Origin of the sequence: Mesorhizobium sp. WSM4935 (genome assembly GCF_029625735.1) — a bacterium.
Classification (GTDB): Bacteria; Pseudomonadota; Alphaproteobacteria; order Rhizobiales; family Rhizobiaceae; genus Mesorhizobium.
On the sequence record NZ_JARTVR010000020.1, the window covers coordinates 1 to 15,448 of the forward strand.

Genomic DNA, 15,448 nt, shown 5'->3' on the forward strand with positions numbered 1-15,448 from the left:
CAAACAGGGCACACATAGAAGCGAACTTCTCTGCCGCCAGCGGCGCACCGCCCTCGTTCGTGGGCCGTATATAGTCGGAGCTCGCTCGACGCGTCAACACCGATTTCGAACTTTTTTGAATTTTTTGCGACGATTTTTTCGAACCGCTTTTTCGATAGCCGACTGCCCTTGCGGCAGCTCTTGGGTCATCCACAGCGAGGCCCTATTGCCGCCGCATTGAGGCGTGAAACCGACCCATAAGGAAGGCGCGCACGCATATGTGAGGCGCCCTCAAAAACGGACGACCGCAACAGACGACAGGGCGCCCCGCGCAAGGGGCGTATGATTGGGGATATCGGCCCCGGCTTGCCGCTTCGTTGACTTCAACCGCCGCGACAGGCAATTGTCATGGCCGCAACGACAACGACAAGCCGTTTCGCCTGGGGAAGAAGCAGCCTTTCTGGATGCCAGACACCGAAGAGGTCATAGCCGAACTCGGCAACGAGCCGCCGCTGATCGCGGACGGCCGCAGCGGTCCGCCTGACCGCCGCGAGGTTTCGGCACGGTGGCTGTCGGGCACATTCCTTACCGGCGTTACATCGAGTGTTTTGATGGGCGTGGCCTTGTTCGCCGCCCTTGATGGCCGCCAGCAATTGGCGACCCCGCCGGAAATCGCCGAGCTCATCAGCCTCGCCGGCGGCAGCGATGATTCCGGCGAGCAAGCAAAGACCACAAGGCTGGTAGCGCCCCGCCAGATCGCCCGGGCAAAAGACCGGCGCCGCATGGAAGTGTCGATGGTCACCAAGGTCGGCGACCGCGACGTCATCCACACCATGCCTTTCGTGCAGATCAAGATGGCCTTGGCCGCCGGCCACACCACCAACCGCCCGTACCCGCCATTCGACCCGATGCAGGTGTTCGGCGACGACAGCGACGACAATGCGCAGCCTGCAACGGCGACCGCGGCCGCCGGACAGATCTACGGCGCCAAAGTCGAAAGCGAAATGAGCCTGAAGACGGTCGATTTTCCGGTCGAGACGGCTTCCTTCGACGAAAAGAGCGACCTTTCAGCCGACGAGGTGGAAAAGGTGGTGCGGGATGCCAGCAACGGTTTGAGCGACGGCGCCGTCCAGGTCGCCGCGCTGCATTATGTCGATCCGCAGCGATTTGGCGACGCCTTCGCCGAATCGATGGCCGGCTCCTACGACGTGAAGATCACGCAGGAAAATGTTTCGGTGGCGCCGCGTGCCACCCCCGACGACCAGACGCCGGCCTTCGCCGAGGAAATCATTCCCTTCACCAACGATACCGATATCGCCGAGGCCTATGCCGATTCGGGCTACACCGGCGACGACGCCACCGGCATGGCGGAAGCGATCGGCAAGCTGTTGAACGCCACGGCGCTCAAGGCCGGAACGGTGCTGCGCGTCGGTCTGGAAGTGCGCGGCGATATCGCCAAGGTCGTGCGCACCAGCGTCTATGACAAGACCACGCATATCGTCACCATCGCGCTTAACGACCGCGGCCAGTATGTGCCGGCGCAAGAGCCGGAGCCCAATCCCGAGCTTTTGACGGCGTTCGACGATTCGCAGCCCGTCGTGGTGCGCGGCAATCTTCCCAATATCTATGACGGCATCTACCGCGCCGCCTATTCCTACGGCATGTCGAAGGCGATGACGCAGAAGCTGATCAAGCTTCTCGCCTCCGACGTCGATTTCCAGTCGCGGATCTCGCCGGCCGATCGCCTCGAGGTCCTGTTCTCGCAGCCCGACGGCGACGACCAGACCTCCGACAATTCCGAGCTCCTTTATGTATCGGCGACCTTCGGCGGCCAGACGAAGAATTTCTACCGCTTCCAGATGCAGGACGGCAGCACCGACTATTTCGACGAAAACGGTTCGAGCGCCCAGCAATTCCTGCTGCGCAATCCGCTGCCCGCCGGCAAATTCCGCTCCGGCTTCGGCGCGCGGCGGCACCCGATTCTGGGCTATGTGCGTATGCATACCGGTGTGGACTGGGCGGCGCCCATCGGCACGCCGATCATCGCCGCCGGCAACGGCGTCGTCGAGAAGGTCGGCTGGGCCGGCGGCTACGGCAAGCAGATCATCATCCGCCACGCCAATGGCTATGAGACCTCCTACAATCACCAGAGCGCTTTCGCCCAGGGCATCGAGCCGGGGATGCGCGTGCGCCAGGGCCAGGTGATCGGCTATCTCGGCCAGACCGGCCTCGCCACCGGTCCGCATCTTCACTACGAGCTGATCGTCAACGGCACCAAGGTCGACCCGATGCGCGTGCGCCTGCCGGTCGGCAAGGTGCTGAAGGGCGACGATCTCGTCGCCTTCAAGCGCGAGCGCGAGCGCATCGACGATCTTCTGAAGCAGGAAGACGGCAACGCGCTGAAGGTCGCCAGCGCCAAGACTGATTCGCAGCTTCCCAATTAGTCGCGCGAATTATTTGCCCGAACCCTCGCCTCGCCGCGGCCAGGGCGACGCCTGCCCGGGCACGGTGAGCCAGGCAATGATCGACGACAACAGGCAAAGCAATGTCGTGACAGCGGCGACCGCGGCGAAAGCCGAATCGCTTGCCGTAATCCGCACCGCGTCGAGATTGGCCGCCAGCCCGGCCGCGGGCGGCTCGCCGAAACCGGGCATACCGGCAGGGTTGCCGGTCAGTCGCGCATAGACGAAAGCCGCCAGCGAGCCCATTGCAGCCACCGCGATCAACCCGCCGACGCGCGAGACGGCATTGTTGATGCCTGATGCAGCCCCCGTGTCCTTGTCGTCGACCGAGGTCATGACCGCCGTCGACAGTGGCGACACAACGAGCGCCATGCCAAGCCCCATCAAGGCCATCAGCGGAAAGGCGCCGGTCCAGAAATTGTGGATGCCGGCATGAGAGAGCAGGGCGAGCCCGGCAAAGGCGATGGCGACGATGAAGCTGCCGGCGGCAATCGGCAGACGCGGGCCGATCTTGTCGGACCACTGGCCGACCGGCCCCGACAGCAACGCGATCGAGGCCGACAACGGCAGGAAGATGAATCCGACCTCGGCCGAGCTCAATCCCCAACCAGCGATCAGAACCATCGGCAGGTAGAAGAGATTCGCCGACAGCGCGAAATAGAGGAAGAAGGTCGCCAGATTGGCGCCGGCGAAGGCGCCGATGCGAAACAGGCCGAGATCGATCATCGGCTCGCGCTGCCAGCGCTCGTAGAGAATGAAGACGAAAAGCAGGACGACGCCGGCGACGATCGCAGGCCCGGCCATCATCCCGCCGCCCTCGGCGTTCATCGCCGTCAATCCATAAGCCAATGATCCGAACGCCAGCGTCGCCAGTGCCGCCCCCGTAAGATCGAGGCTGCGTTTTTCAGTGGGCTGGTCGGCCGGCACCTTGGCCAGAAGCAGATAGATCGAGATCAGTCCAAGCGGCAGGTTGATGGCGAAGATCGCGCGCCAGACCCCATTGCCGAAAGTCGTCAAAACGAAGCCGCCCAGAACGGGGCCGAGCGCCGTGGTCAACGCCGATGCGGCGGCCCAGATGCCTATCGCCCGGCCGCGTTCCTTCTTCGGATAGGCTTTGGCGATGATGGCGAGGCTGCCCGGCACCATGATCGCGGCACCGATGCCCTGGATGGCGCGGAAAACGATCAATATGGCCGGGTTGGGCGCCATCGCGCAGGCAAGCGAGGCGGTGATGAACAGCGCGATCCCGGTCACGAAGGCGCGCCGCAGGCCAAACCGATCACCGGCAGCGCCCCCCGCCAGGATCAGCGCCGACAGCGTCAGCGCATAGGCGTTGGAAATCCACTGCGCCTCGGCCAGGCTGGCGCCGAGGTCAACGCGCAATGCGGGCATCGCGATCGCCAGGATCGAGCCGTCGATAAAGCCGAGCGCCGAGGCGAGGATCGCCGCCACCAGCACGAATTTTCGCTGCGTCTGAGGACAGAACGTGCCGTTCGCCCGCGTGGGCGAATGCAAATCGGCAGTGATTTCGTTCGCGGATGACATGAACCTCTGCTTAGCCCTCCGGCAGTTGCGCAACAACAAGCCAGAGCATCGCTGTTCTTGAAACCAGATGACGCTGGAGCGTCATGCCGAAAACTGTGAATTGGTTTTTTGCGCTTTGATCGGAGCCGCATCGGGAGACGAGCGCCAATCCTGATGCAAACCGCCGGCAGCGTGCTAGGTTCCATCATCATGCGTGAGAGGGGGAAGCCATGAAGCGGCCGCTCGAACCGTCAGCGGAAGGACGCGGACGCATTGTCGGCATAACCGACGGTGTCTTCGCCATCGCGCTGACCTTCATCGTGCTGGAGATCAGGGTGCCGTCCCATGAGGCGGTGCATTCGGAGGGCGAGCTGCTTGCCGCGATCCTGGCGCTGGCGCCACGATTCCTGACCTATGCGCTGAGTTTCCTGACGCTCACCATCTTCTGGTTCGGCCAGCAGGCGCAGCATGGGCTGATCGCAAGGCGGACCGCAGGCTGGCGACGCTCAACCTGTGCTTCCTTGCTTTTATCGCGCTGCTGCCGTTCTCGACCGACCTGCTGGCCGATTTCCTGGAATTCAGGATGGCGGTGCTGGTCTACTGGCTGAACCTGCTGATGCTTGGCGCCACGCTGTTCGCGAGCTGGTGGTATGCCGACAGGAACGGCATGGTCGCCGAGGATGTGGACGCCGAGACACGGCGCACCGTCTATCGCATCGTCAAGGCGCAAATTCTGTGGGCGGTGGGCGGGGCGCTTTGCCTGATCGCGCCGCTGCTCAGCATCGTCTTCATCCTGCTGGTGCAGCTTATTTACGCCGCCGCGCCGCGCAGCTCACTGCTGCGTAAGCTCATCGGTTGAGGTCCCGCCGACCTCCGCGATTGTTGCTCCGCCGACGAACTCCACCGTGACGCCCGGCGACACAAGCTTGGCGAGCTCGCGTGCATCCCAGTTGGTCAGTCGGACGCAGCCATGGCTCTCGGTCTTGCCGATCTTGGAGGGGTCGGGCGTGCCGTGGATGCCGTAGGTCGGCTTGTCGAGCGCGATCCAGACCGAACCGACCGGACCGTTCGGCCCCGGCGGGATGGTCAGGATCTTGTCATTCTGGCCCTGCTTGAAATTGATGTTCGGGTTATAGGTGTAGTTCGGGTCGAGCGCGATGCGCGAGACGGCATGGATGCCGGTCGGCGACGGCGTGTCGGCCGAGCCGATGGTCGCCGGATAGGCCGCGACCAGCTTGCCGCTGCCGTCATAAGCGTAGACTTCCTTCTTGGTCTTGTCGGCGACGATGCGCGTTACCGGCGTCGAGACCAGCTTGCCGAAATTGGCGACCTTGATCATCGTGCCGGAGCGATTGAAATCCACGCCCTTGTTGATCGACTTCAGATAGGTCTCGTCCATGTGGAAGCGTTCGGCCAGCGCCTCGGTGACCGAGGTGTAGCACATGCAGTTGAGCTTGGCCTTCTGGCTGTAATCCTCAGGAATCGAAGCCACATAAGGGCCGGCCACATCTTCCGGCGTGATCGTATAGTTGGCAAACGGGTCGCCGCCCGACTGGGCGAGCGCCGCCTGGATGGCGACCGCATCGGTCGATTTCAGATTGGTGCCGTTTATTTCGTTGTAGGCGGCCAGCGCCTTGTCGACATTCGAGCCGAAGCGCCCGTCGATCACGCCGGGCGAAGCACCGCCGCGATCGAGCAGGACCTGCAGCGCGGCGACGTCCTGGCGCACCCCGAGCGACAGCGACGGATCGACTGTGGCCTTGCCGCCGGTGTTCGGCGGCGGCTGGACGTCCGGATTGGTCTGGATCACTTCGCCCTGGCCCTGCTGCTCCGGATCGATCGACGCCTCGTTCAGCGGCTGGCGCTTGATGGTGTTGGACCTCGGCGGCTCCGGATAGGTGGTGGCGTAGCCTTCGTCATTGTCGAGCGCCGGCGGATAGGCATCGACGGAATTGTCGTCATATTCGTCGACCGGCGGCGGGATGACGCGGCCGTTCTCCTCCAATTGCCGCCGGCGGAAACGGGCCATGTCCTCGGGGTCGTCGAGATAATAGCGGTCGTCCTCGGCCGGCGCGCGACCGAGCTCCTGCATCCGCATCTGCCGGCGCAGCGCGCGGCGGTCGAGCCTGCTTCCCGGCGGCTGGATGGCGATCACCTTGCCGGTGTCGGCATCGACCAGCACGCGGTTGCCCCTTGCGTCGTAATAGATGTCGATATTGCCTTCCTGGGCCAGCATCAACGCGCCGCGCTGGGCGGGCCGTGTCGCCTGCGACGCACCATCCACGCTCGGTGTGGCGAACGCACTGGAGGCCACCAGCCCGGCCGCGAGTGCCGAAAGGGAAAAGATCAAGCGCAGCATGGGGTTCTAGCTCTCCGGTCGACTGGGCTCCTGGCGGGCGAATCTTCGCCAGCAAACCAGTTATCCAAATTAAGGTTCCAATATGAACCGGGCATGAAGATGGCGGTTCTCCGTTGCCTGGAGGAATATCGGTGAACGCATGTCGCGCAAAAACCGTGCCGCGGCTTTGCGAGGACAACATGCATAGAATCCTTAAAGCATGTCTCCCGAAAGCGAACCGGTTTCGAGGCAAAGACACGCGCAAATCAAAAACCCGAAACGCATGGAATCTGAAAGATTCGCGGCACGCTTCAGGACGCGGCAAGGCCCAATTCCTTGCGTGCCTGTTTGGTCAGTTTGAGGCCGACCAGGCGATGGCTCTCGCGCAGATAGTCCTTGAGCGCCGCATCATCCATGCTTTGGCTTGTCTGACGCTGGATCCATTTCATGCCGCGCGAGGCAAGATAGGGCGCCGGCCGGCAGCCCGGCTGGTCCTTCAGCACATCATAAGCCATCTCGGAACATTTGAAGGTGACGAAAAGCTGCCCGCCCTCGTTCCAGCCGCCGATCGCAAACACCTTGCCGCCGACCTTCCAGACATGGGCGCCGCCCCACTGAACCACATGCGTCGTGGCGGGCAGCGAAGCGCAGAAGCCGTTGTAATCGTCGAGCGTCATCGAGTCCTTCCAGCCATTCGAATCGGCAGCCGATTATGCGCAGCCACCGTACCGGTCCGGTGCGGCGCGCTTCGCGTTCATTCAAGTTCGATCAAGATCAGGCGGCAGCTTCGGTCGCCACCACGGTCGGCTTCGAGCGGAAGTTCAACCGGTCGGAGCCCGCCGTAACCTTGACGGTCGAACCGTCGAGGATCTCGCCGAGCAGGATCTTCTCCGCCAGCGGATCCTGCAGCTCCTTCTGCATCACCCGCTTCAGCGGCCTGGCGCCATAGGCCGGGTCGTAGCCCTTCGATGCCAGCCACTCGATCGCGTCATGATCCAGCGACAGCGTGATCTTGCGGTCGGTGAGCAGGTTCTCCAGCCGCCTGAGCTGGATCTCGACGATGCGGTCCATGTCTTGACGACGCAGCCGGTGGAACAGGATCACCTCGTCGACGCGGTTGAGGAACTCCGGCCGGAACGAGGCCTTCACCACGGCCATCACCTCGTCGCGCACGGCATCGACATCCTGGTCGTCGCCGAGATTGACCAGATATTCGGCCCCAAGATTCGATGTCATGATGATCAGCGTGTTGCGGAAGTCGACCGTGCGGCCCTGACCATCGGTCAGCCGGCCGTCGTCGAGCACCTGCAGGAGCACGTTGAACACGTCCGGATGCGCCTTCTCGATCTCGTCGAACAGCACGACCTGATAGGGCCGGCGCCGCACCGCTTCTGTCAGCGCGCCGCCTTCCTCATAGCCGACATAGCCGGGAGGCGCGCCGATCAGCCGGGCGACGGAGTGCTTCTCCATGAACTCCGACATGTCGATGCGCACCAGCGCGGTCTCGTCGTCGAACAGGAAGCTGGCCAACGCCTTGGTGAGCTCGGTCTTGCCGACGCCGGTCGGTCCGAGGAACATGAACGAGCCGATCGGCCGGTTCGGATCCTGCAGTCCGGCGCGGGCGCGGCGCACGGCCTTGGACACCGCCTGCACGGCTTCGCCCTGGCCGACGACCCGCTTGCCGATCTCGTCTTCCATGCGCAAGAGCTTCTCGCGCTGGCCTTCCAGCATCTTGTCGACCGGAATGCCGGTCCAGCGCGACACGACATGCGCGACATGGTCGGGCGTGACCACCTCTTCCACCATGCCGGTCTTGCCGTCCTGCGCCTCGGCTTCCTTGAGCTTCTTCTCGAGCTCCGGAATCTTGCCATAGGCAAGCTCGCCGGCACGCTGGAACTCGCCCTTGCGCTGCGCGATCGCCAGTTCGTTGCGCGACTCGTCGAGCTGCTTCTTCAGGTCGGCGGCAAGGCCAAGCTTCTGCTTTTCAGCCTGCCACTTCGTGGTCAGCTCGCTCGATTCTTCCTCGAGGTCGGCAAGCTCCTTCTCAAGCCGGGCAAGCCGGTCCTTCGAGGCCTCGTCCTTCTCGACCTTCAGCGCCTCACGCTCGATCTTGAGCTGCATGATGCGGCGATCGATCTCGTCCAGCGCCTCGGGCTTGGAATCGACCTGCATGCGCAGCCTAGAGGCCGCCTCATCGACCAGATCGATCGCCTTGTCCGGCAGGAAGCGGTCGGCGATGTAGCGGTTGGAAAGCGTCGCCGCCGACACCAGCGCGGAATCGGAGATGCGCACCTTGTGATGCTGCTCGTATTTCTCCTTCAGGCCACGCAGGATCGAGACCGTGTCCTCCACAGTCGGCTCGTCGACGAAGACGGGCTGGAAACGGCGGGCAAGGGCCGGGTCCTTCTCGACATGCTTGCGGTATTCGTCGAGCGTGGTCGCGCCGACGCAGTGCAGTTCGCCGCGCGCCAGCGCGGGCTTCAAAAGGTTCGACGCATCCATCGCGCCGTCGGCCTTGCCGGCGCCGACCAGCGTGTGCATCTCATCAATGAACAGGATTATGTTGCCGTTGGCCGAGGTGACCTCGTTGAGCACGGCCTTCAGCCGCTCCTCGAACTCGCCGCGATATTTGGCGCCGGCAATCAGCGCGCCCATGTCGAGCGCCATCAACTGCTTGTCCTTCAGCGATTCCGGCACGTCGCCATTGACGATGCGCAGCGCCAGGCCTTCGGCGATCGCCGTCTTGCCGACGCCCGGCTCGCCGATCAGCACAGGGTTGTTCTTGGTGCGCCGCGACAGCACCTGGATGGTGCGGCGGATCTCGTCGTCGCGGCCGATGACCGGGTCGAGCTTGCCGGAGCGGGCGTCGGCGGTCAGGTCGCGCGCGTATTTCTTCAGCGCGTCATAGCCTTGCTCGGCGCTGGCCGAGTCGGCGGTGCGGCCCTTGCGGATATCGTTGATGGCCTGGTTGAGCACCTGCGCGGTGACGCCCGCCTTGGACAGGATGTCGGCGGTCTTGGCCGACTTCTCCATGACAAGCGCCTGCAGCAGCCGCTCGACGGTGACGAAGCTGTCGCCGGCCTTCTTGGCCAGGTCCTCGGCGGTCGAAAACACCTTGGCGAGAGGTTGGGCCAGATAAAGCTGGCCATTGCCGCCCTCGACCTTGGGCATGGCTTCGAGCGCGGCCTCGACGCCGAGCTTGACGTCACGGGCGCTGCCGCCGGCGCGTTCGATCAGGGACGCGGCAAGGCCCTCGTCATCGTCGACGAGCACCTTCAGAATATGTTCGGGGGTAAATTGCTGGTGGTTGCGCGAGAGCGCCATGGTCTGCGCGGACTGGATGAAACCGCGCACGCGCTCCGAGTATTTCTCAAGATTCATATCTGTCTCCTTCCGTCACCGGCCCGCTTTGCGGCACCGGATCAGATTGCGGTGACGGACCCGCCCATAAGAGCCGAGCCCTGTTCAGCCGAGATATGGTGTATGGGGTGCGGTCCCTCAAGAAGCCTTGACGTCGATCAAAGCAGAATATTCCAGCTGCGCACGAACGAAAACGGCGGAGATTGCTCTCCGCCGTCTGCAATGCCTGGAATGGCGTCCGGATCAGTTGTTCGCGTCGGCGGCGACAGGCTCGCCGGGGGCTTCGCTGGCAACGGGCGCCGGCTCGTTGGCGACCGGCTCGATCGCCCGGTCCGCTTCCTCGGCCGGCTTGGCGCTGGCGTGATCGCCATTGCCCACCGCGCTGCGCGTTTCGCCTGAACTTTCGGAGCCGGCAGCTTCGGGGCTCAAGCCCTCCTGCTGGTCGCCCTGCTGGCCATTGCCGGCCTGATCGGCATAATTGCCGCGCGGGCGCCGCGGGCGCCGGGGCCGACGGCCGCCACCGCCATTGTCCATGGCGGCCTCGTTGAGCTCGGCCTGGGCCGCAAGCGCGGCCGGCGAGAAACCGTCGAACTGCGGCGCCTGCTCACCCTGGGAGCCGGCCTCGCCGGCTGTCTCGGGCAGCGCCTCATTGCGGCGGTTCTGATCGAACTGCTGGCCGCCCTGCTCGCCACGCTGGCTATTTTCACCGCGCTGGCCGTTCTGGCCATAGCCGCCGTTGCGGCGGTCGCGATGCCGGTCGCGACCATTGTTGTCGCGGCGATTGCTGTTATCGCGTGCGTTTTCCTGGTTGTAGGCGAGTTCCGCCGGCGTGCCTTCGATCACCGGCTGCGGCCCGGAGCCGTTCGCCGGCGCCCCGGCGCCGTTGCCGGCGTTGTCGAACTCGTCGCGGTCCTCATCGAGATCGTCATCGAACTCTTCGCGGTTCTGCGAAACGTTCTGGATCGGCATCTGCGCCTGTGCGGCGGCAATGATGCGATTGTAGTGTTCGGCGTGCTGGAGATAGTTCTCGGCCATCACCCTGTCGCCGGAGCTTTGCGCGTCACGGGCGAGTGCGGCGTATTTTTCGGCGATCTGTTGAGCCGATCCGCGGATCTTCACGTCCGGGCCGTTGCTCTCGTAAGTGCGGGTCAGGGGATTCGGCCCCTTGCGGTTGTTGTTGTTGCCACCGCCGCCATTATTGTTGCGACCGCGCATGCGCCTGTTCTGCTGTTGTGGCCTCATTAGACTCTCTTCATAGTGAATTTTCGAAAAGCTCTTTACGAACGGAGGCGCTCATGCAGCCAGCCGTTTCGTTTCTTCACCGGCGTTCGCCCGCATCAATTGCGTTGGCGCCACGTGCCATCCTGTTCCGGTTACGTCACTTGCCGGATGATTCCCGCACGAAGCTTGGGCGTCGTTTGCGCAAGAAGGCAGCTATTTCCAAGGAAAACCGAATCGCTGGGAGCACTGCCTGCTTCGTCTCATCCGGTTGAGCCGGACCCTAACTGCATTCCCCGGTATTGCCAAGCGGTTTTTTCGCACTGCATCAGGGCTTCCAACGCTCGAACACCAGAACTCTGTCGTTGCCGCCGAGGTCCGGGTAGGCTCCGGCAAGCCGGTAGCCGGCTGCCGCGAAAATCCCGGTGACCTCGTTTTTCTGCGTGTGGCCGATCTCGACCGCTACCTTGCCTTGCGTTTCCAGAAATCCCGCCGCCTCGGCGGCGATGACCCTATAGGGATCCAAACCATCCGCGCCGCCGTCCAGGGCCCGGTGCGGGTCGAAATCGCGGACCTCGTCCTGCAGATTTCCGATGTCTCGACTGGGTATATAGGGAGGGTTCGAGGCAATTACATGGTAGCGGCCCGAAACTTTTTCGAACCAGTTGGAATGCAAGGCTTTGAAGCGCTCGCCAAGCCCCAGATTCCGGGCGTTTCGGGCGGCAGTCGCCAATGCGTCGGGCGAAATGTCGACGCCCGTCGCGGTCGCCGCCGGGACAGCGCCTAGCAGGGCCAGCGCGATGGCGCCGGTGCCGGTGCCGAGATCGAGAATACGGCATTCGCCAAGCCTTTCGGCCGTTGCCCGGGCGAAGGGCAGGACGGCGTCGACCAGCGTCTCGGTGTCAGGCCGGGGCTCCAGCGTCTCCGGTGAAAGCGACAGGCGCAAACCGTAGAATTCGCGGTAGCCGAAGATGCGGTGCACCGGTTCGCCTGCGACGCGACGGCTCAGCGCCGCTTCAACGGCCGAAAGCGCCGCCGAACCCACCTCGTACCCCGGCTCGGCGATCGCCTGGGTGCGGGTCGTGCCGCAGAAATGCTCGACGATCAGCCGGGAATCGAGTGCCGCATCGTCGATGCCGGCGGCGGCGAGACGCTCGCGCGCCGCCCTGAGCAGCGGCCCGAGCGCGGCGGGCAGTCGATCAGCCATCGAGGCTCATATCGGCAAGCAGCTTCGACTGATGATCGGCAATCAGCGCGTCGATCACCTCCTCAAGCTCGCCCATCATCACCCGGTCGAGCTTGTAGAGCGTGAGGTTGATGCGGTGGTCGGTGACGCGCCCCTGCGGGAAGTTATAGGTGCGGATGCGCTCTGAACGGTCGCCCGAGCCGACCTGCGATTTGCGCGACTCCGAGCGTTCTTCGTCGGCCCGGCTGCGCTCCAGGTCATAGAGGCGCGCGCGCAGGATCTGCATGGCGCGCGCCCGGTTCTGGTGCTGCGACTTCTCCGCCTGCACCACCATGATGCCGGTCGGCAGATGGGTGATGCGCACCGCCGAGTCGGTGGTGTTGACGTGCTGGCCGCCGGAGCCTGAGGCGCGCATCGTGTCGATGCGGATGTCCTCGGGCCGGATCTCGATATCGACCTCCTCTGCCTCGGGCAGGACGGCGACCGTCGCCGCCGAGGTGTGGATGCGCCCGCCGGCTTCGGTCTCCGGCACGCGCTGGACACGGTGCACGCCGGATTCGAACTTCAGATGCGCGAACACGCCCTTGCCCGATACCGAGGCGATGATTTCCTTGTAGCCGCCGACCTCGCCTTCGCTCGCCGACACTACCTCGAAACGCCAGCCGCGCGAGGCGGCGTAGCGCTCATACATGCGGAACAGATCGCCGGCGAACAGCGCCGCCTCGTCGCCGCCGGTTCCGGCGCGGATTTCAAGGATGGCGTTCCTCTCGTCGGCCGCATCCTTGGGCAGAAGCAGGATCTGGATGTCCTTCTGCAGCGCCTCGATGCGGCTCTCGACCTCCGGCAGGTCCGCCTCGGCTAGCGCCCGCATGTCGGCGTCGGTCGTCCTGTCGGCCAGCATCGCCTCGAGATCCGCCTGCTCCTGCTCGGCGGCGCGCAACGCCCGGATCTTGCCCACCATCTCCTGGATGTCGGCATATTCGGACGCCATCTTGACATATTGATCGGCGGCGGGTCCGGCCGACATCTGCGCTTCGAGCATGTCGAAACGCTTGACGACTTGATCCATACGGTCGCGGGGCAGGTTGATCATGATGGAGGGCTATAGCGGAATCGAACGGTCGTCGGCGAAGGCCTGAAGCAAGGCCCGCATCGGCGTCCCCTGGCTGGGCGCCATCAGGTTGTCCTTGAAGAAGTCTTTCAGCTCCTGCAGCGGCAGCTCCGTCAGCATCGCCTTGACCGGGCCGATCGAGGCCGGCGACATCGAGATCGAGCGGAAGCCCAGGCCGATCAGCGCCATGGCCGAGATCGGCTTGCCGGCAAGTTCGCCGCAGAGCGTCACTGGCGTGTTGTTGCGCACGCCGGCATCGGCAATCGTCTTCAGCACCCGCAGGAACGGCGCCGAAAGCGTGTCGAAGCGGTCGGCGAGCTGGGTGTTGCCGCGATCGACGGCCATGACGAACTGGAAGAGGTCGTTGGAGCCGACCGAGACGAAGTCCACCGCCTTCATCAATTCGTCGAGCTGGAACAAGAGCGAGGGCACTTCAAGCATCGCGCCGAGCTTGAGGCTGGTGGGCAGATGATGGGCAAAGCGCGACAGATGCCGGACCTCGCGATCGATGATCTCGCGCGCCTGCGCGATCTCCGACAGCTCGGTCACCATCGGCAGCATCAGCTTCAGCTCACGGCCGCCGCAGGCCTTCAGCAGCGCCCGGATCTGCGTCCTGAGCAGGCCTGGGCGATCGAGCGTCAGCCGGATTGCCCGCCAGCCGAGCGCCGGGTTCTCTTCCTGCACCGCCCCTTTGAAATAGGGCAGCACCTTGTCGCCGCCGATGTCGATGGTGCGGAAGGTGACCGGCTTGCCGCGCGCGGCCTCGAGCACGTCGCGGTAAAGCCGCTCCTGCGCCTCCGCGCGCGGGAAGGTCGAGGCGACCATGAACTGCAATTCGGTGCGGAAGAGCCCGATGCCGGCGGCGCCCGACTCGCTCAGCTGCGGCAGGTCGACGGCAAGACCCGCATTGATCAGGAGATCGACCGGTACGCCGTCCTTGGTCAGCGACGGCTTCTTGCGCAGTTCCCTGTACACCTCCTGGCGCCGCGCCCGGAATCGGACTTTTTCGGCGTAAGCGGCTTCCAGGTCGGATTGTGGCCGAAGATGGATGGTGCCTTCCTCGCCGTCGACGATGATGGCGTCGCCGTTTTCCGCCATGGAAACGGCGCCCTTCATCTGGCCGGCCACCGGAATGCCCATGGCGCGCGCGACGATGACGACGTGGCTGGTCGCAGCGCCGTCCTCCAGCACCAGGCCGCGCAGCTTGTCGCGCGGATAGTCGAGCAGTTCGGCCGCGCCCATCGAGCGGGCGACGATGATGGCGTCCTTGGGCAGCGAGGCCGCGACGTCTTCCGGGCCGCGCCCCATCAGCTGGCGCAGGAGCCGATTGGCGAGGTCGTCGAAATCGCTCATCCGCTCGCGCAGATAAGGGTCGGTCATATGCAGCATGCGGGCGCGCATGTCGCTCTGCACCTTCTCCACCGCCGCTTCCGCCGTCAGGCCGTTGCGGATCGCCTCTTCCAGCCGGCGCACCCAACCGCTGTCATTGGCGAACATGCGATAGGCCTCGAGCACCTCGCGGTGCTCGCCCTCGAAGGCGACCTCGCGCCGCTCCAGCATGTCGTCGATGGAGAGCCGGAGCGAGCCGAGCGAGGATTGCAGCCGGCGGATCTCCTCCTCGCTGTCCTCGTTGAAGAGGTTGGTGACGACGATGCGCGGCTCGTGCAGCACGACATGGCCGAGCCCGACGCCTTCGTTGAAGGAAAGACCGGTGAAGCTCACTGGCCGGCGCAGGTCGAGCTCCAGCCCGGGCCGGGTGAGGCGCGCAAGATCGCCGGTGGCGATCATCTCGGCGATCACCATCGCCGTGGTTTCCAGCGCCTCGACCTCGTCGTCGCGGTAATGGCGCATGGTCTTGTTCTGCACCACCAGCACGCCCAGCGTGCGCCCTGCCCTCAGCACCGGCACGCCGAGGAAGGAATTGTAGATCTCTTCGCCCGTCTCCGGCAGATAGGCGAAGGCGGGATGCTCCTGCGCGTTGGAAAGGTTGAGCGGCCGCGCGCTGGCGGCGATCGTGCCGACCAGGCCCTGCCCCAGCCTGAGCTGCGCCAGGTGGACGGCGTTGGGGTTCAGACCCTCGGTGGCGTAGAGTTCGAGCACCGAGTCCGCGCGCAGCACGTAAAGCGAGCAGACTTCGGCGACCATGTTGGAGGCGATGTCGCGCACGATGCGGTCGAGCCGCTCCTGCGGCTCCAGCGGCTCCTGCATGAGCTCGCGAAGCCGTTTGAGCAGAACGCGCGGGCCACTGGCCGTATCACGCATCGCGGCTT

11 protein-coding genes and 1 pseudogene are annotated in these 15,448 nt (G+C 64.4%); 3 read left to right on the top strand and 9 right to left on the bottom strand.

Features of this window, described 5'->3' with window-relative positions:
- Positions 1-193 (bottom strand): annotated as a pseudogene (locus tag P9273_RS29050) (hypothetical protein); the annotation flags it as partial.
- A gap of 250 nt (positions 194-443) precedes the next feature.
- Here P9273_RS29050 and P9273_RS29055 point away from each other — a divergent pair.
- Positions 444-2,423, top strand: a complete 1,980-nt coding sequence (locus P9273_RS29055; RefSeq protein WP_278051907.1) for a M23 family metallopeptidase — start codon at positions 444-446, stop codon at positions 2,421-2,423.
- 9 nt (positions 2,424-2,432) lie between these two features.
- Here the strand turns inward: P9273_RS29055 and P9273_RS29060 are convergent, their stop codons facing one another.
- Positions 2,433-3,986, bottom strand: coding sequence for an MFS transporter (locus P9273_RS29060; protein WP_278051908.1), 1,554 nt, complete (start codon positions 3,984-3,986; stop codon positions 2,433-2,435).
- A gap of 209 nt (positions 3,987-4,195) precedes the next feature.
- Between P9273_RS29060 and P9273_RS29065 the strand changes: the two genes are divergently transcribed.
- Both P9273_RS29065 and P9273_RS29070 read left to right on the top strand, forming a co-directional pair.
- Positions 4,196-4,573: a TMEM175 family protein gene (locus P9273_RS29065; protein WP_278051909.1), complete on the top strand. Its 378-nt coding sequence runs from the start codon at positions 4,196-4,198 to the stop codon at positions 4,571-4,573.
- Positions 4,549-4,824, top strand: a complete 276-nt coding sequence (locus tag P9273_RS29070) for a hypothetical protein (protein WP_278051910.1) — start codon at positions 4,549-4,551, stop codon at positions 4,822-4,824. The genes P9273_RS29065 and P9273_RS29070 overlap by 25 nt, the downstream gene beginning before the upstream one ends.
- Here the strand turns inward: P9273_RS29070 and P9273_RS29075 are convergent.
- From P9273_RS29075 to ptsP, 7 genes are all read right to left on the bottom strand, one after another.
- On the bottom strand, positions 4,798-6,324 hold the full coding sequence (locus P9273_RS29075; protein ID WP_278051911.1) for a L,D-transpeptidase family protein: 1,527 nt from the start codon (positions 6,322-6,324) through the stop codon (positions 4,798-4,800). The genes P9273_RS29070 and P9273_RS29075 overlap by 27 nt on opposite strands.
- Positions 6,325-6,614: 290 nt before the next feature.
- Complete coding sequence (locus P9273_RS29080) at positions 6,615-6,980, bottom strand: MmcQ/YjbR family DNA-binding protein (protein ID WP_040998456.1); 366 nt, start codon at positions 6,978-6,980, stop codon at positions 6,615-6,617.
- A gap of 97 nt (positions 6,981-7,077) precedes the next feature.
- Positions 7,078-9,684, bottom strand: coding sequence for an ATP-dependent chaperone ClpB (clpB, locus tag P9273_RS29085; RefSeq protein WP_278051912.1), 2,607 nt, complete (start codon positions 9,682-9,684; stop codon positions 7,078-7,080).
- 222 nt (positions 9,685-9,906) lie between these two features.
- On the bottom strand, positions 9,907-10,878 hold the full coding sequence (locus tag P9273_RS29090; protein ID WP_278051913.1) for a DUF4167 domain-containing protein: 972 nt from the start codon (positions 10,876-10,878) through the stop codon (positions 9,907-9,909).
- Between the two features lie 331 nt (positions 10,879-11,209).
- Positions 11,210-12,088: a peptide chain release factor N(5)-glutamine methyltransferase gene (gene prmC, locus P9273_RS29095; RefSeq protein WP_278051915.1), complete on the bottom strand. Its 879-nt coding sequence runs from the start codon at positions 12,086-12,088 to the stop codon at positions 11,210-11,212.
- Positions 12,081-13,160: a peptide chain release factor 1 gene (gene prfA / locus P9273_RS29100; RefSeq protein ID WP_278051916.1), complete on the bottom strand. Its 1,080-nt coding sequence runs from the start codon at positions 13,158-13,160 to the stop codon at positions 12,081-12,083. Before prfA ends, prmC begins: the two co-directional genes overlap by 8 nt.
- Before the next feature lie 9 nt (positions 13,161-13,169).
- On the bottom strand, positions 13,170-15,440 hold the full coding sequence (gene ptsP / locus P9273_RS29105; protein ID WP_040998460.1) for a phosphoenolpyruvate--protein phosphotransferase: 2,271 nt from the start codon (positions 15,438-15,440) through the stop codon (positions 13,170-13,172).
- Positions 15,441-15,448: the final 8 nt, after the last annotated feature.